Annotated in this window: 17 protein-coding genes and 2 pseudogenes; 12 read left to right on the top strand and 7 right to left on the bottom strand. The window is 60.8% G+C overall.

Annotated features, from left to right (window positions below; translation table 11 throughout):
• The first annotated feature begins 149 nt into the window (after positions 1–149).
• The 10 genes from IVA98_RS08705 (at position 150) to IVA98_RS08660 (ending at position 11,127) form a co-directional block, all read left to right on the top strand.
• On the top strand, positions 150–1,406 hold the full coding sequence (locus IVA98_RS08705) for a SidA/IucD/PvdA family monooxygenase (RefSeq protein ID WP_247301090.1): 1,257 nt from the start codon (positions 150–152) through the stop codon (positions 1,404–1,406).
• Positions 1,403–2,194, top strand: a complete 792-nt coding sequence (locus IVA98_RS08700; RefSeq protein ID WP_247301091.1) for a glycosyltransferase family 2 protein — start codon at positions 1,403–1,405, stop codon at positions 2,192–2,194. Before IVA98_RS08705 ends, IVA98_RS08700 begins: the two co-directional genes overlap by 4 nt.
• A gap of 36 nt (positions 2,195–2,230) precedes the next feature.
• Entirely contained in the window at positions 2,231–3,376 is a 1,146-nt protein-coding gene (locus IVA98_RS08695; RefSeq protein ID WP_247301092.1) for a glycosyltransferase family 4 protein, read from the top strand.
• On the top strand, positions 3,373–5,355 hold the full coding sequence (locus tag IVA98_RS08690) for a hypothetical protein (protein ID WP_247301093.1): 1,983 nt from the start codon (positions 3,373–3,375) through the stop codon (positions 5,353–5,355). Before IVA98_RS08695 ends, IVA98_RS08690 begins: the two co-directional genes overlap by 4 nt.
• A 97-nt stretch (positions 5,356–5,452) precedes the next feature.
• Positions 5,453–6,094 (top strand): hypothetical protein, encoded by a 642-nt coding sequence (locus IVA98_RS08685; protein ID WP_247354657.1) that lies wholly within the window; start codon positions 5,453–5,455, stop codon positions 6,092–6,094.
• A gap of 12 nt (positions 6,095–6,106) precedes the next feature.
• Positions 6,107–7,381, top strand: coding sequence for a glycosyltransferase family 4 protein (locus IVA98_RS08680; protein WP_247354656.1), 1,275 nt, complete (start codon positions 6,107–6,109; stop codon positions 7,379–7,381).
• A 155-nt stretch (positions 7,382–7,536) separates the two neighbouring features.
• Positions 7,537–8,694 (top strand): MATE family efflux transporter, encoded by a 1,158-nt coding sequence (locus IVA98_RS08675; protein ID WP_247354655.1) that lies wholly within the window; start codon positions 7,537–7,539, stop codon positions 8,692–8,694.
• A 253-nt stretch (positions 8,695–8,947) separates the two neighbouring features.
• The gene (locus IVA98_RS08670; protein WP_247354654.1) at positions 8,948–9,103 is read left to right on the top strand and encodes a hypothetical protein; all 156 of its coding nucleotides are present in this window, start codon (positions 8,948–8,950) and stop codon (positions 9,101–9,103) included.
• 176 nt (positions 9,104–9,279) lie between these two features.
• Entirely contained in the window at positions 9,280–10,533 is a 1,254-nt protein-coding gene (locus IVA98_RS08665) for a DUF4832 domain-containing protein (RefSeq protein ID WP_247354653.1), read from the top strand.
• A 180-nt stretch (positions 10,534–10,713) separates the two neighbouring features.
• Positions 10,714–11,127, top strand: coding sequence for a hypothetical protein (locus IVA98_RS08660; protein WP_247354670.1), 414 nt, complete (start codon positions 10,714–10,716; stop codon positions 11,125–11,127).
• 61 nt (positions 11,128–11,188) lie between these two features.
• Here the strand turns inward: IVA98_RS08660 and IVA98_RS08655 are convergent, their stop codons facing one another.
• From IVA98_RS08655 to IVA98_RS08625, 7 genes and pseudogenes are all read right to left on the bottom strand, one after another.
• Positions 11,189–11,878, bottom strand: coding sequence for an FkbM family methyltransferase (locus tag IVA98_RS08655; protein WP_247301099.1), 690 nt, complete (start codon positions 11,876–11,878; stop codon positions 11,189–11,191).
• A 140-nt stretch (positions 11,879–12,018) separates the two neighbouring features.
• Entirely contained in the window at positions 12,019–12,408 is a 390-nt protein-coding gene (locus tag IVA98_RS08650) for a hypothetical protein (RefSeq protein WP_247301100.1), read from the bottom strand.
• A 111-nt stretch (positions 12,409–12,519) separates the two neighbouring features.
• Positions 12,520–14,190, bottom strand: coding sequence for a polysaccharide biosynthesis/export family protein (locus IVA98_RS08645; RefSeq protein ID WP_247354652.1), 1,671 nt, complete (start codon positions 14,188–14,190; stop codon positions 12,520–12,522).
• A 353-nt stretch (positions 14,191–14,543) separates the two neighbouring features.
• The gene (locus tag IVA98_RS08640) at positions 14,544–15,161 is read right to left on the bottom strand and encodes a response regulator transcription factor (protein ID WP_247301102.1); all 618 of its coding nucleotides are present in this window, start codon (positions 15,159–15,161) and stop codon (positions 14,544–14,546) included.
• Positions 15,162–15,258: 97 nt separating this feature from the next.
• Positions 15,259–15,750, bottom strand: a pseudogene (locus IVA98_RS08635) (IS66 family transposase); the annotation flags it as partial.
• Positions 15,751–16,024: 274 nt separating this feature from the next.
• Positions 16,025–17,995, bottom strand: coding sequence for a coiled-coil domain-containing protein (locus tag IVA98_RS08630; protein ID WP_247354651.1), 1,971 nt, complete (start codon positions 17,993–17,995; stop codon positions 16,025–16,027).
• Positions 17,996–18,076: 81 nt separating this feature from the next.
• Positions 18,077–18,319, bottom strand: coding sequence for a hypothetical protein (locus IVA98_RS08625; protein WP_247301111.1), 243 nt, complete (start codon positions 18,317–18,319; stop codon positions 18,077–18,079).
• Between IVA98_RS08625 and tnpC the strand changes: the two are divergent.
• A pseudogene (tnpC, locus tag IVA98_RS37505) lies at positions 18,251–19,137 on the top strand (IS66 family transposase). The gene IVA98_RS08625 and the pseudogene tnpC overlap by 69 nt on opposite strands.
• A gap of 471 nt (positions 19,138–19,608) precedes the next feature.
• On the top strand, positions 19,609–20,325 hold the full coding sequence (locus IVA98_RS08610; protein ID WP_247301104.1) for a LuxR C-terminal-related transcriptional regulator: 717 nt from the start codon (positions 19,609–19,611) through the stop codon (positions 20,323–20,325).
• The last annotated feature ends 403 nt before the right edge of the window (positions 20,326–20,728 follow it).

Genomic DNA, 20,728 nt, shown 5'->3' with positions numbered 1-20,728 from the left:
TAACCACAAAGAGCTAACCATCCATCGTGCTTCCATTGCGGTGTCGCATCGGGGAAGGTCGGGTTAGCTGAGGTCAGGAGAGGGCTCAAGACTTTCCTCCCAATCTTCCTTTCATCCGATTTCATTTCATCTTGTGCGGGAGTCTGCATATGGCGAGACCAAGCACGTCCGTAGATGTGGCGGTCATTGGAGCTGGCCCCTATGGATTGTCGCTGGGTGCGCATTTGCGTGCGCGTGGTGTGGAGCACCGGGTTTTTGGAGAGCCCATGGGAGCATGGAAGAACAACATGCCGCCTGGGATGCTGCTGAAATCGTTCCCTTGGGCAAGCTGTCTGTCCGATCCGAACTCCGAATTCGCATTGAAGCGGTTCTGCGCGGATCGTGCCCTGCCCTATCATCACTGCCTAATGCCGCTTCCGCTCAGCCGGTTTATCGAATACGGCGAAGCTTTTCAGGAGCGTTGCGCGCCCGCGGTGGAGCGCAAGATGCTGAAGATGCTGGAACCCAGCGATGGCTGCCTCCGCGCCAGTTTTGACAACGGCGAAGTAGTTCACGCCCGCCGCGTGGTGGTGGCGGTCGGGCTGCATCCCTTCATGCGTCTGCCGCCCGAGGCCGCGCATCTGCCCGCCGAGCTGTGCTCGCATAGCGGCGACTACGGCCCGCTGGAGTCGCTGGACGGCAAGGACGTGATCGTGGTCGGATCCGGATCATCCGCGTTTGATCTCGTAGCGCTGCTCCACGAACGAGGCGTTTCGGTTTCGCTCGTTTCGCGTCAGTCGCATCTGCACTTCGCCGACCGGCCTCGCCCCCGCACCTTCTTTGAGCGCACCACTGCCCCGATGAGCGGACTTGGGCATGGCTGGAGTTTAGCAGTCTGCGCCCACGCTCCGCAGCTGATCCGCCTCCTGCCGGAGCATCTGCGTGTCGGGCTCGCCAACACGCGCGCGCTGGGTCCCCTGGGCGGTGCCTTCATGAAGGATCGTGTCATTGAGCAAGCGCCGCTTTGGCTCGGTCAGACCGTCCACGGCATCGAGACCCGCAATGGGAAAATCACGCTGGACCTGCACGACGCGGATGGCGTGAGGACCCGGAAGCGCGCCGACCACGTGATTTTCGCCACCGGCTACAAGGTTGATATCAGTCGGCTGAATTTCCTCAATCAGGGGCTGCTGCGCCAGATCCGTCTCGTCCAGGGAGCCCCGCAGCTCTCGGGCCACTACGAGACATCCGTACCAGGTTTGCATTTCATCGGTCCCGCCGCCGCAAACAGCTTCGGTCCGGTGTGTCGCTTCGTCTACGGCACGTATCACCCGGCCCGGCATCTCGCCCGACATCTGTCCTCCCCGCTGTCGCGCTCCCAGCCTGCGCCCCGGATCACGGCGCTCGAGCAAACGGTGCTGCCATGAATGCCCCAACCTCCAGCATCCTCGCTCATGTCGGCGCCGTGCCAGTCGCCCAGCCAGGCGCCATGATGCCGGCATTGTCAGTGACGTTACCCCGCGTGAGCTTCATCATTCCGACGCTCAATGAAGCCAAGAACCTCCCTTGGCTTCTGCCGCGCATCCCGACCTGGGCGCACGAGATCATTATCGTGGACGGTCGGTCGACCGACAACACAGTCGCCGTCGCGCGCCACCTGCGGGAAGACGTGAAAGTTGTCATGGAGCCGCGGCGCGGCAAAGGCGCAGCGCTGCAAGCGGGATTCCGGGCCGCCACAGGCGACATCATTGTGATGCTGGATGCCGACGGCTCGATGGTCCCGGAGGAGGCAATCGTCTTTGTCAGTGCGCTAATGGCCGGCGCGGATCTGGCGAAGGGATCGCGCTTCCTCCAGGGCGCCGGCACCGATGATATGTCGTTGTTCCGGATGCTCGGCAATTGGGGTCTTACTCTGATCGTGCGGCTGCTCTATGGCGGTTTGTTCTCCGATCTGTGCTACGGATACATGGCGTTCTGGACCAAGCACGTCGCCACCCTGAACTGCGACTGCGACGGCTTCGAGGTCGAGACCCTCATCAACGTGCGCGCGTTGAAGAACCACCTGAACATCGTCGAGGTGGCAAGTTTCGAAGCTCCGCGCATCAGCGGCGAGAGCAATCTACGCGCTATCCCGGATGGTTGGCGAGTCCTGAAGACTATCCTGCGCGAGAAGGTGCTCTCGCCGGTCTCGCTGGTTGCTTATGGATATCCCTGAGCAGCAACGGAAGCCATAGTGACGATGGACTAGGCGATGCGAATTCTGGTGGTTGCCGCTCGCTGCTACCCCTTCATCGGCGGCATCGAAACCCATATCCAGGAGGTCGGGCCGCGCCTGGTGGCGCGTGGCCATACGGTCGACGTGCTCACCACCGATCCCTCTGGGAAGTTGCCGTTTGAGGAGGAGGTCCGCGGCATGCGTGTGCAGCGCGTGCCGGCTTGGCCGAAGGAGCTGGATCTCTATGTTTCGCCCGGCATTTATTCGGCGATCCGGCGCGGGGCGTGGGATTTGATCCATTTCCAGGGCTACAACACCTTCGTGGTTCCCATCGGACTGCTTGCGGCGATCCGCGGCGACGTTCCGTTCGTCCTGACCTTTCACAGCGGCGGACATTCTTCGTGGCTGCGGAACGCGGTGCGCGGGACCCAGCGCGCGCTGCTGCGGCCGCTGTTGGCGCGCGCCGCACGACTGATCGGCGTCTCCGACTTCGAAGCCGACTTCTTCAGCACCAGGATGGACATCCCCCGAGAAAGATTTGCCGTCATTCCGAACGGCGCCGCCATGGCGGCTCCGAGTCCTGGGATCACAGTCGACCCTTGCTTGGTCGTCTCGGGCGGCAGACTCGAGCGCTACAAAGGTCATCACCGCGCGATTGCGGCCCTGCCGGAGCTGATCCGCCGCGTGCCCGAGGCGCGGCTGCGCATCGTTGGAACGGGTCCGTATGAAGGAGAGCTGCGGACCCTTGTCGCAAAGCTTGGGCTCGAGGCGCGCGTGACCATCGCCGCCATCCCCGCTTCCGAGCGGCAGAGAATGGCAGATCTGCTGGCGAGCGCAGGCCTCTTCGTCCTGTTCAGTGAGTACGAAGCTCATCCGGTCGCCGTCATCGAAGCTCTTTCGCTGCGCCGCCCGGTGCTCGTGACCGACACGTCCGGGCTTGGAGAGCTGGCATCGAAAGGACTCTGCCGGGCGATTTCGCGCGACGCAAACCCGCGTGCGTTGGCCACCGCCATGGCCGAAGAACTGGAGGCCAATCGGGAGGTTCCGGACTTGGCGCTTCCTGACTGGGATGCATGCGCACAAGCGCTGAGCGAGGTGTACCGTGACGTCGTGGGCAGCCGATCCACAGTGCGCCTTCGGCCCGGTGGCGGGCTGCCGTGGTCTGCTGAGACCGGAGCATGACCCCGCTGATGCCGGCTCATCTTACCGGAGCAACCGGGACAAGCCCGCTCCAGACCGGAGTCCAATTCGTCTCGGCAGTCATCGGCCCCGATCTTCACGGCGGCAGCTCCGACGTCCCGACACGACCGGTGAGTTGCGGATGGATCGCGGTCTTGTGCCTGACGACGGCCATGGCGCTGTTGCTGGTCGTGGCGGGACACGCCGCCGGGCGCCGAGCCTACGAGGTGGCGCCACTGCTTTTCTGGTCTGGCGTGGTCCTGCTGGTCGTCCCGATCAGCCTTCGCATGGGCTGGCCCAGGATCGCCCGGGGCGAGCGCCTTTTCCTGCTGTTCCTGCTTACCGAGGCTATGCTCTACTACAAGGTTGTCTATTCCCCCACGAGCTTCATCGCTTACGACGAGTTCTTGCACTGGGTCGTAACAGACGATCTCTTGGCGGCCCGCCGGCTGTTCCTCCCCAACCCGCTTTTCCCGATTGGGCCAACCTACCCGGCACTGGAAATCCTGGCGACGGCCATCATTAATCTCACCGGACTCCCATTATTCGTAGCGGCGACGCTCCTGTTGATCATCCTGAGGGGCACGCTCATCGTCGCCTTGTTTCTGCTCTACGAAAACATCACGGGATCGCCGCGCATCGCGGCCATTGCCTGTCTCGTCAATATGGGCTGCACAACCTTCGTCGTGTTCGAGTCGATGTTCTCCTACGAGAGCCTCGGCATTGTGCTGTGTGTGCTGATCTTCGCGGCCGAAGCCGCGTCCAGGGATTTCGTCGGGCGAGAGAGGCTGAAGGCGCTTGGGCTACTCGCCTTGCTGCTGGCGAGCCTCGCAGTCGCGCATCACCTCTCAGCCATCTACGCCGCCATCTACCTCGGCGCAGTCGCGGTCCTCGAAGCTTTGCGCCGCGACGGCTCGGTGCGACCCGGGACGAGGATCGCCATGGGCATCACGGGGACGCTGGCCATCGCGCTGCCGCTGCTGTGGGTGCAGATCAGTGGCAACCTTCTCACAGCCTATCTCGGCCCCGTTGTTGAGGGCGGCTTCAAGGCATTGCTCGGAAACATTATGGGCGCGTCCACCCCAAGCTCGGAGCACCTCAGCGCGCCAGCGGTGCCCATCGGCCTACGACTGGCCACGTTGCTCGGACTCCTGCTCGTGTCACTCGCGCTGGCGACGGGATTCTTTCGGTCGCTGGCTCTCGCAGCGTCGAGCGGCGCGCGGGCGAGTTGGCGTCTGGTCCAGGACATTCTGGCAGGCCGCTGGAAAAATAGCCGCATAGTGTTCCTGACCGTACTGGCCTTCGGATTCCCGATCTCGGTGGCCTTCCGGCTGACCAACGCCGGATGGGAAATCGGCAACCGCATGGGAACGTTCGTGTTCATCGGCGTCGGGCTGGTCGTTGCGGTGAGCATTGTCCATTTCTGGCAGGGCCGCGCGCCACGCGGATGGCGCCGCATCGCACCTATCGCTGCTCTGGCGCTCATCGTGCTCGGCGGTATCGCGAACTCTACGCTGAATCCGATTCATGGGCGTTACAGGGTGGCCGCCGATGGGGGATCAGTCGAGGCGATGGGGATCGAAACAGCACGCTGGAGCAGGCAATGGCTCGATCCCGGCAACCGCTTCGCGGCCGACCGCATCAACCTGGTTTTGCTTGCGACCTACGGGCGGCAGGACGTCAGGACCAAGGTCGCCCAAGGCGTGTATTCATCGCGCGTGTTCGAGAACGAGACACTGGGACCTAATGAATTTTGGGCCCTCGCGCGAAGCGACCTCGATTTTCTGCTGGTGGACCTGCGTCTGACCACGGCTCCGCCGGTGCTCGGCTTCTACTTCCAGCCGTGGGATGCACGACAGGGAACGCCGCTCTCCGGCACCGAGTTGCTCAAATTCAATGACGTCAAGGGTATCACTCGCATCTACGACAACGGCTGGATCATCATCTACGACGTGAGGGGATTGCATGGGAGCTCCGAGTAATCGGGACCTTCTCGCCGCCTGCTTGTGGGCGGTGACCACGGTGGCAGCCGTTGCGCTAAGCGATAGCGTGCTCCTTCGCACCGTCCTGGGCGCACCCATGGTGTTCCTTGTCCCGGGCCATGTGGTGCTGCGAGCCACCGGCACAAGGACCGTCTCCGTGTCTGAACATCTCGCCTACGCGGTTGGCGCGAGCCTCGCTGTGGGCATCGCCGGGGGCTTTGCCCTGAACGCCGCACGCTTCCTGACGTCGCTCGGCTGGGCGATCTGGTTCTGCGTCGTCACGGCCGGCACGGCGCTGGCGGCCGTCCGCCGCGGCGACGCTCCAGATCTGCCAGCCTGGCCGGGTCCGCTGCGGGTCCGAGCCTGGCAGATAGCCGCGATCGCGTTCGCGATGCTTTTGGCGACCGGAGCTTATGCGCTGGCCGTCCGCGACGAAGCGACTTACCGACAATTCAGCTACACGGAGTTCTGGATGTTGCCACCGACCGGCGGCTCGGGTCGGCTTACCGTCGGGGTCCACAGCGCTGAGACCCAAACTCAGCTTTTCGACGTGGAGATCACCATCGACGGGCAACCGTTCGCCCTTTTCCGCTCGCTGAACATCGCGCCGGGGAAGACTTGGTTGCGACACATCCCGGTACCCGTCTTGGCCACCTCGCAGAAGGCGCAGGCCCGACTCTACAGGCCGGAGGACCATCGACTCTATCGCAGCGTTTCGACGCTGGTGCCACGCATCTGAAAGGAGCCGACAATGCGCATCCTGCTGCTGGCACAATTCTATCCTCCGGTGATCGGGGGCGAGGAGCGGCACGTCCGCAACCTCGGCAGAGCCCTGGCGCAGCGCGGACATAGTGTGAGCGTCGGGACCTTCATGCATTCCGGATCAACAGACACTGAGTTCGACGGCCCAGTCCGCGTACATCGCCTGCGCGGGACGATCCAACGCCTGTCAAATCTGCACGCCGATTCCGAGCGCCGCCACGCCCCACCCTTCCCCGACCCCGAACTGCTGCTGGCGCTGAAGCGACTGGTCGCAGAGGAGAGGCCGGACATCGTCCACGCTCATAACTGGATCTACGCCTCCTTCCTGCCGCTCAAGGTTCTCGATGGCGCGCGCCTCGTGGTGACGCTCCATGATTACGGCCTCGTCTGCGCCAAGAAGAACTTCATGCATCTGGGCACTCATCTGTGCGATGGCCCGCGGCTCGCGAAGTGCCTGCCCTGCGCTACCGCGCACTACGGCGCCGTGAAGGGCACCGCGACCACGTTGGGCAACTGGGCCTCGAGCTTCGCAGCCCGGCGCGTGGTGGACCGCTTCATCGCGGTGAGCCACGCGGTGGCGCGACATACCGGTCTCACGCGAGGTCGCGCTGCCTACGAGGTCATCCCGAATTTTGTGCCCGACGATATCGGAATTCTTGGTCCAGAAGATTCCTGCGTGCGGGAGCTGCCCGAAGATGGATTCATCCTGTTCGTCGGTGACATGATGCGGCTCAAGGGCATTGACGTTCTCCTGCAGGCCTATGCCCGCCTGGAGCAGGCGCCGCCGCTGGTCCTGATCGGACGCCGGGTCGCCGATACGCCAGCCGAGTTTCCGCCGAACGTTCGCGTTTTCAGTAACTGGCCGCATTCCGCCATCATGCATGCATGGCACAGATCGCTGTTCGGCGTGCTGCCATCGGTCGGGCCGGAAGCCTGCGCGACCGTCATTATGGAAGCGATGGCGTCCGGCAAAGCCGTTGTCGCAACCGACGTCGGCGGCATGCCGGATCTGGTCGATGACGGTGAAACGGGGCTTCTCGTGCCGCCAAGCAACACGCAAGCCTTGACTCGCATGATGCAATCACTCCTGGACGACCGCACCTTGCTGTCCCGCCTCGGAACGACAAGTCTCGCCCGCGTGGGGCGCCTCAAGGCCGGTGCGGTCGTGACCCGGATCGAGCAGGTCTACGGCGGTGTGCTGTGCCCCTCCGCCAGCAGCGTCGTGCTGCCGGCGCAGCAGCGTTCGGGAGAGCCGTCATGCTAGCGCTCGCCAGGACGGCCATCATCCGCGCACCGGGGATTTTGCGAAAGTGTGCCATTCTCGTTACGAATTCGGGCGCTCTCGCGATCGGAACGATAGCGATGGCGGGCCTTGGATTCGTCTATTGGTGGCTTGCCGCGCGGACGTTTCCGCCGGAGGTGATCGGCAACGCTTCCGCCCTGCTGTCCATGATCGGCTTGGTCGCTCTCCTTGGAGAAGCCGGACTCGGGACCCTTGTGATCGGCGAAGTGGTCCGGCATCCCGGCAGGGAATCAGGACTCGCGGCTGCGGCGACGTGTGTCGGGGGGGTGATCGCACTCGGCGTGGCGCTGTTGTTTGTATTCGGCGAGGCGCTGTTCGTACCGGCTGGACCAATCGACGATTGGTTGAAGGCCGGCCTGTTTGTCCTCAGCTGCATCCTAACCGTGCTCAGCATAGTGCTCGATCAGGCGCTGGTCGGCAATCTGCGCAGCAGCGGGAGGATGGTCCGGCAGGTGCTGTTCTCCGCGTTCAAGCTGATGCTGGTCGCTGGAGCAGCCTACGTCGGCTTCGCCTCAAGTACCGCGATTGTCCTGACCTGGGTGGCTGGCCTGCTGGCGTCCTGGATCGCCCTCGACCTTTTGACCCGGGGCGGTGCGCGCCGACTCGTTGGCCTCCCCGATTTCCAGCTGCTGCATAAGCTCCGGCGCAAGGTGTTTGATCATTACGCTCTCGATATCGCCTCTCAGGCCTCAGGCCTGCTCATGCCTTACCTTGTGCTAGTTCTCCTGTCGCCGACCATCAACGCCGTCTTCGTGTCGGTCTGGATGCTGGTCTCGGTGGCCGCAATGATTCCGGCAGCCATGGCCACTGTCCTGTTCCCCGTGGTCAGGGCGAATTCGGCACAATCCAAGCACTACATCCTCGTGTCGCTCACGGTGTCATTGCTGTTCGCGCTGATCTGCGCCAACTTTATCTTCCTATATTCGCAGCAGATCCTGGCGCTCTTCAATCCGGCCTATCCGAAGATCGCCGGTTCTAGCCTGTGCCTCCTCGGCTTCAGCTTGGTGGGATCGGCACTTAAGTTCCACGCCTGCGCTCTGGCGCGGCTTGCCGACAGGATGCGCAAGGCATCGTTCTGGTTCGCCTTTGGCGGCGCGCTGGAGCTTTGCCTGGCGGTCGCGGGCGCGAAGCTCGACGGGCTTGAGGGCCTGGTGGTGGGCTGGACGCTCTCGGTCAGCATCGAGGGTGCGTGCGCCGCCTTCGTCATCGTCTTTGCGACTAGGCTGGATTCCGTCTCCGGTCCCCTAAGCGAGGAGCCGGCGCCATCGCTCTAGAGACCCGAGGAGGTGCAGCACATGACGTCGAACACGACCACCGACATGACGACGAGTCAGTCGCGGGCGCGGAGCGCGTCGCGCTATCCGCATCCCGGCGGTTCGACTTCTGCATCGACACATCCTCTCATGAATACCCGTAACCGGCGGCATCAACGAGGCGAAGGCGCGGCTCGATGCGCTAAGCAGATAGCGTCACGGCCCGATCAGCGAAGTGCCGATAGAGCGGGGCCGCAGAAAGGAATTTGGACAATTGCGGGCGATGCTGGCCGCTCTTGCTGCGACATTGGCTCCGCTGCTTTTGCCCGTTCAGCAGTCCTCGCTGGAGGCGCAGGCAAAAGATGCCTGGCGGCAAAGCGTTCATTTGCTCCAAGGTGAATTTGAGGATGAAGCACAGCTCTCGCTGTGATTATATTTGGGGGTGATGGAATGATATCAAGACGGACCGTCTTTCTTGCGATGGCCTTACCCAGAGCGCTTGCCGCTTGCCCAGGCTCTTTCGGCGCCCAATCGCAGGGCTCGTCGCAGTCAGTGTCTTCTACTCCTACTGCAGCACCAACACCGGCATGGACTCCCACACCTCAGTTGCAAACCATCACTCCGGCTCCCATTACCGGAATTATTAAAAACCCTGGCATTGGCTATCAGACGTTTTACAAGTCGGCGGCATCAGACACTCAACTTCCTTCCTCGACGATGTACATCCGGGTGAATTGGAGCGAAGTGGAGTCGGCGCCAGGCGCCTTTAATTTTGCGGTGATTGACCATGCACTGTCCTCCGCGAAGTCCGCCGGACAACGCCTGGCCTTCCGAATCATGGGTTACGAAGAGGGCAATTTCGGACCTGCCGGCCTGAAGAACGGGGGGGTTCCCGGCTTCACTTTCAGCTTTGACCGATTTTCGGGAGTTTGGTTTCCCGACCTCACACAAGACGTCGTCCAGCAAGATCTTGCGGCGCTCGTTTCGGCCCTTGGCCAGAAGTACGGCAACAACCCGGCGATTGATTCGGTGGACATTGGCTTTGTCGGCGATTGGGGAGAGTTTCATTTCTGGCACACATCACCCACGCCGCCATATCCGAGCACGTCGGCCCTCAACGGTTTGACCGATAAGTTCCTCGCGAATTTCAAAGTGCCGGTTGTGATCGGTGGCGATGTACGAGCAGGCGATGACAGCGCATTCAAGTACGCGATTCAAAGCAAGGTTGGATGGCGGGTCGATTGTTGGGGAAACTACGCCTCTGGCTGGAACCACATGCGGAACGCTTACCCTGCGATCCTCGCAGAAGCTCCCAAGGCCTGGCAGAATGCGCCGGTGATCCTTGAACCCTGTGGCGTGATGTCAAACTGGGTTGCATCTAACTATCCGTGGCAGCAGGCCTTGCTGTGGGCGATTGACAATCATGCCTCTCAGTTTAGCAACAAGAGCTCTCCCATCCCTTCAGTGATGCTCCCGTACGTGCAAGACATGCTCACAAAAATTGGCTACCGTTTTGTTTTGACTCAAGCGCAGATGCCGACTTCTGTGGCTCATTCTTCATTTACTCTGCGTCTCAACTGGTCAAACGTAGGAAACGCCCCAATGTATTTTGAGCGCCGCTTGCTTGTAAAAATCGGCTCGCTGGTTACAGATACTGGAATTACAATGAAGGGTTTTCTTCCCGGAAATCGAACAGATACTCCGATTATCAGCGTGGGAGGCTTGGCTTCAGGGACGTACTCGGTCCAAATCGGACTTGCAGCTCCCGGAAATCTTGTTCCAGACATCACGCTCGCGATCGCCGGGGCAGGCCCTTGGTACACGCTGGGCAATCTTGTCGTGGGAAATTTGGTCCCGTGAGCCCGACCGACATACGCAACGCCAAGGTTGTTGGCTGAAGCGCTGATCGCGCGCGGAATGAACTGATTACCAACGGTACCGATCATCACATGATAACCACATCATGGTGATCGATACGGTGGTGGCCCTTTGGTCTGGACGGCGCGGCAGCTCAGCATATTTTCGATTTCAATCGCCAGCATGGGGAACAAGCAGCTGATTCCCGGCGATCCTCTCCCGCCCTTGAGACCGAGCGGCATTCGTCGTGGCACCCCGGCTGTTACCACCCGTGGAATGGATGAGAGATTTGCTCAGTTTATAGCGACCGCATTGTGCGGCGACGGCGAAGCCGCGCTGGTCGCTTCCCCGCGCCCGCGCTCGAGGCCCACACTCTTCGACCCGCAACGATCGCTCCCAAGGGGCCATGCCGCACGGCCCGGCTGGCACGGACAAGGCTGCCGCGGAGCAGAAGCTGCTGGTGCCGCCATCGCGGAATACGCGCGCCTGTTCACCATGGACCGGATCTGGATCTCCGGCAGGAATTTTCCGCGCGCGGCCCGGATCGCCCGGCTGGCCTCCTCGACTGGCGCGACTACCCGGCATGTAGCGATGTAGCGATTGCATCAGGATCCGGGCGCGCCCCGGATCATTGCTACTCATATCTTCATAAAGTCAGTCAGTGTACAGCATGCGGCAGACACTCAATAGGGATGAGAAATTGGTTCAATTGTCGAAGGTCTCCTCGTACTTCTATGAAACTGCGTCCATCAAATTCCATCAGGCAGTAGTCAAATGGTTGTACGATCCTATGAGCGTCACTTCCATACCGGATAGTCTCGGCCATGATAACCGGCCTATATTTTCGAATCGTCTCTAGACCCCCGGCAAGAACCCGGTATTCAAGTCCTTGAACATCGATCTTGATGAAATCCGGCTCCAATTCCAAGTCGTCTAGGCGCGCCAGAGAGACTCGCTTAGACGTCACTGTCAGCTTTTTTGGATCGAACCCTGCTACCCACTTTTTACTAAGCCACCCCTGGGCGCTCTCGTAGTCGAAGGATGCCAGTCCACTTAGCGCGTTCCCATTATACGATGGGATAAACAATTCCGCCTCGCCAGTTTCGTTAGAAAGTCCATTCGGAATAACAGTTAGTTGGGGGAATTTCTTCGTCAATCGTTGAAGCTTGCGGAATACGGTAGGATTAGGCTCGAAGCTTAGGACTTTTGCGTTCGGAAATAGAGTATAAAGGGACAGCACCGATTGTCCTACATTTCCGCCGGCATCGACCAACAATGGCGGATTATTGAAATTCAGCAACGCAAGGGCGCGAAAGTCACGTTCGTGTGGGCGGCGCATCCAGTACATGAAAGTATAACGCCATTGGGAAGTCGCAAGGTTGTAGCCATGCGGAAACCTGAGGACTACCATAGCCGCGAGCCGTCTCGCATGATTTTTAAGCTCATAAGCATTTAGAGCAATTAGCCGAGCTAGGATTGAGGGCGTTCTTACCATTTCCCCAACCTTCCGGTTATAATAAAACGAGTGATCTGATGCTTGAAGGCCAATGGCGTTCGGACAATCCGCTGAGCGTCATCACTTCGGACCCGTCCTCTTGTCCGCGACAGCACGACCACTCGCCTCGGCACGTTCGACGGCACGCCCGACCGGCGGTCTGTCGCCCATCGCGCAGTCGGGACCGACGCGCCGGCCTGCGCCTTCTCGCTTTCGCCCGTGATGATGTTGATGAGGTCGCTAGGCAGCAACACGGTCATCCCGGTGGCCCGATGGCGACCGGTCCGCCCGCAGTCTGCGACCTCGTAAGTCACCCCGTTCATCTCCTTCGCCGCAAACTGGACGCGGATCGCCGGCAACGTGCGCAGGACAGCTTCGCTCATGTTGAACTCACGCTCATTGTCCGCGATCTCTGGATCGCGAGGCAATCGGACTTGAGGAGGCAATCGGACTTGAGCCCGGATGACGACAACGCGCCCTCCATCCTCCCATCCTTAATCCGTGACCGAGCGGCCTGCTTCTTGCTGGTTGGTGGCGGTGCGGCCGCCGGGCAATCTCTGGTCCGGGGGCAAAGCCGGAGTTGACGAGTTGGGCTGCTCTGCCGCATCGCCCTCGCCCACGATGATGTTCACGAGGTCGCCCGGCTGCAAGACCGTCATGCCGGTGGACTCGATGCTGACCGGTCCGGCTGCGGTTTGCCGTACAAGGCGGTAGCTCACCCGATTCGACTCCTTCGCAAACTGGGCACGGGTCGCCGGCAGGGTCGTCAGGACGCCTTCGCTGCTGCTGAACTCGCGCTCATTGGTCGCGATTTCGCGCTCAGTGGCATCGATCTCGACCTCGAGATCGTTGCGGAGGTCTGCCTGGACCCGCAACGATTCCGCCTCCAGCGAGGTCAGGCGCTGCTTGGCATTCGAATACTGGGTGTTCGCCTCTTGCCGACGTTGCTCGGCGTCCGTCAACTCGGTCTGGACCTGATTGAGCACCGTCTTGCTGATGACATTGCGCTCGGCGAGCGCTCGCATGCTGTTGACGCGCTCCTGGCGCAGCTTGATGAGCTCATCGAGCGAGTCCATGCGCCCGTACACCATGAGGTCCTGCTTGGCCGAGTCCAGCGCGTTCAGGACTGCGGTCTCGCGGTTCTTGCGGGCAATGGCGACGGCTTTGCGCTTGTCCCGCTGTTCGTTGAGGAGATGGGTCGCTTCGGCGGAGCCGACCAGCTCCAGCAGCCGCGCCGGAATCCTGGGCTCCGTCTTGTCGCGCTCACCTTTCAAGACAGCCGCGCGCGCCAACAGTTTCAGCATCGTGCCGACCGCGCCGTTCCGCTTCTGAATTTCCCGAACGGCCTCGACCTTCTGCCACGGTTCGTTCGCGGTCCGGTCGAGCCCCCCGGCCATCGCGATCGCGTGCAGAACCGTCATCCCAGGCGCGTATTTGAACGAGCCCGCACTCTTGACAGGCCCCAGAACATAAATCGGCGAGCGCTCGAGCGACAGGATGTTCACCATTCCTTTGCGGCCGAGCAGTTGCTCGAATGATTTCAGCAAGGCGGTCTGCACCTGCTCCGCTGAACAGGCGATGACCGAGATGGAGCCCAGCAGGGGCACGGAAATCGTGCCGTCCTCCTGGACGGTGTACTCCCCGGTCAGTTCCGGACGTTGCTGGATGCTGCGCAGGGCCGAGGAGGTGCGCCCCCACTTGTCCTCCTCAAGGTCCACGCGCTCGTAGAACGCGACCTTGAGACGGTCCCCAACGCTGAACAAGCCCCTGATCACCGTGGTCGGCGTGCCTGGTGCAGCACTAACCGCCGTGGAGCGCCCGGTGGCAGCGGGAGCAGCTGAAGCGGCGGTCCGTTCTACGGGTGTCGCGGCCGGCGCATCCAGTACCGCTACGGCCTCTCCCGAGAATTCTGGCGTGGCTCCAGATTCTGCAGATTCTGGTGTGGCTCCAGTCGGTAAATCGTGCCGGCCTCCGATGGCGGCAAACACCTTCTGCGTCAGCGCTGAGGACACAACGTTGACCGGTTGCCGGTGTCCGAGCGCTTCCGCCCCGAGGATGACAAGCCCGGACACTCCCAGGGCCAACAGGATCGGCTTGATTCCCCTGCGGGAGGAGCCCGAGGCTACCGGGGGGGTCTCAGGTTCGTCATTGTCTAGGGCTTCCATGGCGCGTCCTTTCGATTTCGAGGATCACCATCCGTCCCGGAGTGGTCGTCGGGCAAGCGCGAGTGCCAAGGTCGCACGCCATATCGTGGGCCTTTGGAGCCACCGCCACAATCGTCTCTTTGTGGGCACCTCTTTTGCACCCTCGCGCACTCTCCTGGAGCAAGGCGCTTCCACAAAGCAACTTCAGAGCGGATTGCCCCCCGTGCTGCACGAGCACGCCTCTGTGCCACAGCGGATTGCTCCCCTCCCCGCAAATGTACCGCAACGACTTGCACGAGACCGCATTTGCTATTCGCGTTGAACTCCGCCGGTCGATGGAATTGCCGAGTTTTAGGAAAACGCCGCCAAGTTCGCTATTTTCTTTTGCTTAATAGCGCCAGTGCGGCGAGCGCTGTTCGGTTGTTGATTTCAAGCCTCCCATAGATGCGGTGGAGGTGCACGCTGATTGTGCCGTCGGAAAGTTTGAGCCGGCGGCCAATTTCCTTGTTCGATAACCCTTGGGACACCAGGGACATGATCTGGCGCTGCCGATCCGTGAGTAGGTTCTCGTAGACCATGATAGCCCCGGTTTGATCAGAGGGGAGCGCCGAAGAACCGCTCTGGCGACTCATGAGCTGCCGCAGTGACTGCGCCAGTGTTTCGATTGCCGCATCTTTTGGAAGGACCGGGTACGCACCGGCAGCTGCCGATATGACGGGCTCACCGTTTTCGACGGACGCCGCGAAAAAAACGAACTGCGTAGGGAATCCCTCGGAGTTTGCGATGGCGAGGATTTCCAGCCCGGACACGTCGGGCAGCGAAATGGCGATGAGTGCTATGTCGGGCACTAACCTTCGGATCGCGTCAATGCACTCCTTGCCATCGCGGCAAGTTGCAACAACTTCGAAAGCATATTGCCTCCCAAGCACGTTCGTCAGACTGTGCAGAATCCCTGGACGGGGATGTGCGATTACCACACTTGCGCAGCGCATGGCGTCCTGACGCTCTGCTCCCGACTTCCAATTAACTAATTAAAATTTAAAATATAATGCCATAGCTGGGACTGCGTTCCTGGACGATTATTTCCTTTTAAGTTGCGGGCCGAGGGTAACCGTTCGGTGAGGGCCGCGGGATAAATTGCGTGGCGCGGTGGCCCGATAAGGCCGCAGACTGAACGGGGGTTCTCTTCCATTCCCAAGGCAGCAGCTCATTGAGCCGATCTTGCGGGGTGCTGGCGATGCGGGCCAAGACGTCCGCCAGCCAGGCTTGCGGATCGAGGTCATTGAGCTTTGCCGTCATGATCAGCGTCGCCACGGTGGCGGCGCGGTCGGCACCACGTTCGGAGCCGGCGAAGAGCCAGCACTCGCGGCCGAGGGCAAAGCCGCGCAGCGCGCGCTCCGCCGCATTGTTTGTCAGGCAGATCCGTCCGTCATCGACGAAGCGGGCGAACCAGTCCCAGCGGCGCAGCATATAGCCGATTGGCTTGGCGACCGCGGACGAGTTCGACAGTCGAGCGCGTTGCTCGCGCAGCCATGCTTCCAATGCCGTCACAAGCGGACCGCTTTGTTCCTGGCGCACCGCGCCGGCGACTGACTTCACCGAACTCACCGCCCCACAACACCGAGTTCATTTCGTACGCTCAGTGAATGGGCGCCATAGGCGGCACGCCATACCGCAAGCCGGCTTACTCATTCTTTGTACTTGCAGTCTACGCGGCAGCGGAATGATCATGAGGACCGGCCATGTCGCGGGCAAACCGTCTGGGCTGCACCGGAAACAATCCAGCAACCCTCTTCTGCGCTCTCCTCTCCGCGCTCCCCTCGCCATCACGCAGACGCCGCAACAGTAACAGTACCTACCGAAGCAACGCCTCGATCCGCGCTCTCGCCTCCTTGATTCCTTTAGCGTCAGCCTTCGCATATAGATCTCGCGCCTTAACGGTATCCGCTCGCGTTCCATACGTTCCCCATTTAGAAAGTATCGATGGGTCGTAGGTCTCTGCTAGTGCGAAGGTTGCCTGAGCACTGCCCATTTCGACCGCCCGCTCCAGGACGGTCCGCCCCGCGCCGATGTCACCTTGTCCGAGTAGAACGTTCGCACGCGCAAGTAGCCGTGCTGATTGATTAGCTTCTTCGGAATTGGGCTGAGCATCGCCGCGTGCGCTCGCCGGTGTTGCGCCTTCGGCGATGATTTTCCCGTACGGTTCCACCCGTCTCTGAGGTTCGACTCCACCAACGATCGCGATCTTGGCAGCCGATAGTTCTGTCTTGTCAGGAAGAGAAGTGTTCCGCGTCAACGCGAGATCACTCTCCAGCCGCTCGGCCCTCGTGCGCTCCTTCTGCAGAGAGCTGCCAAGGTCATCTGTGTCGCGCGCCGCTTTCTGTTTCGTTTGGGTGGTGTCTTCCGTCGCTTTGCTTACCAGCTCCGTCTGCGCGTCCACATTCGAGCGCGCCGTAGCCAGATCTTTTTCAAGATGCGCGGCCCGGTCGCGCTCCTGCTGCAGAGATCTTCGCAGCTCTCCCATATCGGCCTCCACCGCCTGGTCTAGCTGTATTGCTGTCTCACTGGCCTTCCTGCTGGCTTGCGCTTCGTAGGCGTAAAGCTTGGTGCGGGCGACGGAGAGCTCCTCCGCCAATGCGTTAGCTCTCTCGTGCTCCTTGTGCAGCTCCTCCTCTAGCTGCTTGGCCCGGTCCGGCTCCTCTTGTATAGGGCTGCGCCGCGCCGGTGCAACTGCTGTGGCCTGGCTGGGCTCTGCCACTCGAGCGCCTGCATTGCATGATTGAGTCTCATAGGCATAGATTTTGCTCCGCGCCTTCGAGAGCTCCTGTTCGAGCGCCTGGGCCCTTTCCTGCTCCATCTGCATTGATTGGCTCAGTTCGGTGAGGCCGCCTGGGGCTTGTTTCAGCGGGAAGGCGTGTTCACTTGCTTTGGCTGTCAGTCCGACTTGGGTCTCGAGATCGCGTCGGGCCACCGCGAGATCCTGCTCCAGCCGCCTCGCCCGCTCGCGCTCTCTCTGCAGGGATTCACGCAGCTCTGCGGCCCCGCTCTCCGACTCCTGTCTGAGCCCGGAAATTTCGTCGCTCCTCTTGGCCACCAGTGCAGTCTGTTCTCCGATCTCACGCCGAGCGATTGCAAGATCCGATTTTAACTCATTCGCAAACTCACGCTCTTGCTGCAGCTGCTGCAGCGTCTTCTGCAACTCCGCTGTGCCGCGCTCCGCCAACTGGCCTGCGCGGTCAGCTTTTTCAGTTGCTTCCCTCGCCAGCGTGGTCTGGCTTTGAACATCGCGCCGAGCGGCTAGGAGATCTTGCTCGAGCTGTTCGGTTCGATTGTGCGCCTGCTCGATATGTTGCAGCAAGTCGATATCGCGCTTTGCAACAGAGAGTTCGCACTCCAGCGCGTCTGCTGGCTGGTGTTGCTGTCCAATAGACGGCTTTAACCGGCCTGTGTCGCTCGTCGTAGCTTGCGCCATCCGCGCGAGTTCATGCCGGCTCTCCGGCTTCGGATGCGGCTTATCTTGGTTCTGATTGACGGCCGACCCGCCACTCTTAGCCGGAACCCGAGTAGCCAGAACCCGAGCATGTTGCCAATCCGGTGGCGCACGTCGCGCCTGATCAAGGAAAGCTTGAGTTCCGGACGTCCACGTCATAGCGAGGAGAGCTGAAGCGATCCACAAGGGCCCAGACAGATTATTCACTGTGTCTTGCTCCAATAGGCATTTTGCCTGAATGAGGTCTTCTCCGAAACCTGTTGCAGTCTCCGCGAGTGCAGGTGATTCCACGTCAGTGTTTGTCAGTTTTTGCATTCGGCGATCGAGATGCAGCAACCGGGCAGGAACCATCCTGCATGCATCATTATGCAGTTCGCTCGGCTATGAGCTACTCCTCCGAATGGTGTACCCTCGTACCTACTTCGGAGTTACACGGCGGCGGGGGTCGACCTGGACCAGATCGGCGAAGACAAGAGCGAGCGGCTGGACATGGTGCCGGCGCAGTTCCGCCTTGTCGTTCCAAGTACGTCTGCCGTGCCTGCGAGATGGCGTCCTGCAGGCCGAGGCTCCGGCGCGGTTGATCGCCAGGGCATCGCTGCGGATCGAGCGACTCTGGCGAACTGGGCTGGGCATGCTGCCTTCCACCTGCGCCCGCTGCATGAGCGCCTCCTCACGGTGCTTCGCGCGAGATCAAAGCTGTTCGCCGACGAGATGACGGTGCCGGTGCTCGATCCCAGTCGAGGGCGTACCAAGACCGGCGAGGTCTGGGCCTATGCCGCCGACGGCACGCCCTGGCGCCTCGATCCGCCAGCATCGCCTATGTCTATGCACCCGACCGCAAAGCCGAGCGGCTGTGCAGCCATCTTGCTGGGCGTCCTGCAGGTCGATGGCTACAACGCCCACCCGAAGCTTGCAAAACGTGGCGAGGCCGAGCTCGCCTTCTGCTGGAAGCACGTCCGGCGCAACTTCTACGAACTCGCGGCAGCCGCCCCGCTCCGATCGCGAGCGAAGCGCTGAAGCACATCGTCGTATTCTATGCGATCGAGATCCGCGGCCGCAGCGCGGAGGAGCGTCGCCTCGTGCGGCAGCAGAAGAGCGGACCACTGGCCGATAGCTTCGAGGGATGGCCGCGCGCCAAGGTGGCTCTCATCAGCCAGAAGATCAAGCTCGCCGAGGCCATCCGCTACGCCCTCTCGCGCCGGCAAGGCTTAACGCGCGTCATCGAACTGGACAACAATACCGTCGAACGATCAATCAGTAGTACCAAGCTCCGTCGCAAGAACGCACTCTTTGCCGATTCCGACGGCGGTGCCGAACACCGGGCTGTTGTCACCTCCCTGGTCAAGACTTGCAAGCTCAACGGAGTCGATCCGCTCGCCCATCTCACCGACGTCCCATCCTCAAAGGGCCTCCAAGCCGCGACATCGACCAGCTACTGCGTTCGGCCTACCGCGCTCAAGCCCTCAAAGCTGGCCTGAGAACGACATACTTCCTTCTCGGCGAAACCGATACCAAGCTGTCAGACTGGATGATGCTGGTCTGAACTTTGACAGAAGGTCAGCTCTGTGATCTCGCGCTTACATGGCGAGGTTCGCGAGCGGAAAGCCACCGTAAACACGCAGATCAGGCCGATAAGCGATCTGGTCCCGCGTTCGCAGTTTATAGCAAATCATATATAGACTTCGATTTAATTATAATGTCCGATAATTAATGAAGCCGCGCGACATTTAATAAATGCTGGTGACTCCTGATCCCAATTTGGATCATTTTGTTTTCAAGAAATGCAAGCGCAACAGCACGACTGCGGTTGCCGTAAGCTAGCAAGCAAATGGGCGTCTCACCGACTTTTGTCCATAGCAAGGTTGGACATTAACGCCGTCCAGAATCAACGTGGAGGGTCGGCTCAACCAAATCCAAGCATCTCTTTGGGTGTAGATCGGAGAGCCAGTATGAGTCGGAGACATTTTTTCGGAACCATACTCCTGGGAAATAGCAGCTTACTTAAAGAAGGCGTTGCCAGAATCCTGCGTTCGGCCAACTTTCGCATCGTGGCTTCAGTGGCATCCGCCGACGATCTTCAAAGCGGCAAAGTCAAATCACGCCAACTGCTATTTATCGCTATCCATACCGGCGACAACTTTGACTTACCAAAGCAAATTGAGCATTTGAGGGCCCGCAACCCGGATGCTCGAATCGCAGTGGTTACCGATCGCTGTCGCCTAGAAGAGCTGGTCTCAGCATTTCGGGCAGGAGCTAGTGGCTATTTCGTTGATATCATGACCTCCGAAGTGTTCACAAAAGCATTAGAACTGGTGATGATGGGTGAAACAGTTCTCCCCTCGGCATCTTTGCCATTCGTGCTCGGGCCTGAAATCGCGCCCGCAGAACACGCCGGCCCAAACAGCGCCGACGACGCGCTCCTCGCTGCCACTGAGGACATTGCGCCCCAGCTTTCGCCACGGGAGAAATCGATCCTGCGCTGTCTGATCGATGGCGATTCTAATAAATGCATCGCACGGAAAATCAACATCGCGGAGGCCACCGTGAAGGTCCATGTCAAGGCGATCCTTCGCAAGATCCGGGTCCACAATCGCACACAGGCGGCGATTTGGGGGATGAATTGCGGATGGCTGCCACGAACGAGTGGCAACGGTCACGGCAAGTGACCGCGTCGTGAGAGCAACAATGAGTCAAAAACGTAGCACCACGCGAGAAGGCGCCGGCAAACCCTGAGCACGACATGCTCAAGTAGGCGTACGAATGCGACTGTTTGGAAGTGTGCTCACGGGAGCCGGAGAGACGGTGGGCACGGCACTAATGCGCCTTTGCCCAGCCCTGCATCAGTCTCAATTAAACAGGCAGCTGCCCTTCACAGTCACTCGCGTGCCGGAGCGCGTATGCGGCCAGTAGTCCCACATCGCGCGGTGCTGGGTGCAGCCGTTGTCCCAAAGGGCGATGGCATTCTTGGTCGTATCCATTCGGCGTAGGCCGCAGGGTTACCGCCTGAGCAGTCCAGGGTTGTCTTTATAGAACCTGATCAGCTCGATGAGGTTTTCGATTCCAAAGTCG

The sequence above is a fragment of the Bradyrhizobium sp. 160 genome (assembly GCF_023073735.1).
GTDB lineage: Bacteria > Pseudomonadota > Alphaproteobacteria > Rhizobiales > Xanthobacteraceae > Bradyrhizobium.
The sequence above is the reverse complement of the archived record's forward strand: the minus strand, read 5'-3'. Positions and strand labels throughout refer to the sequence as shown.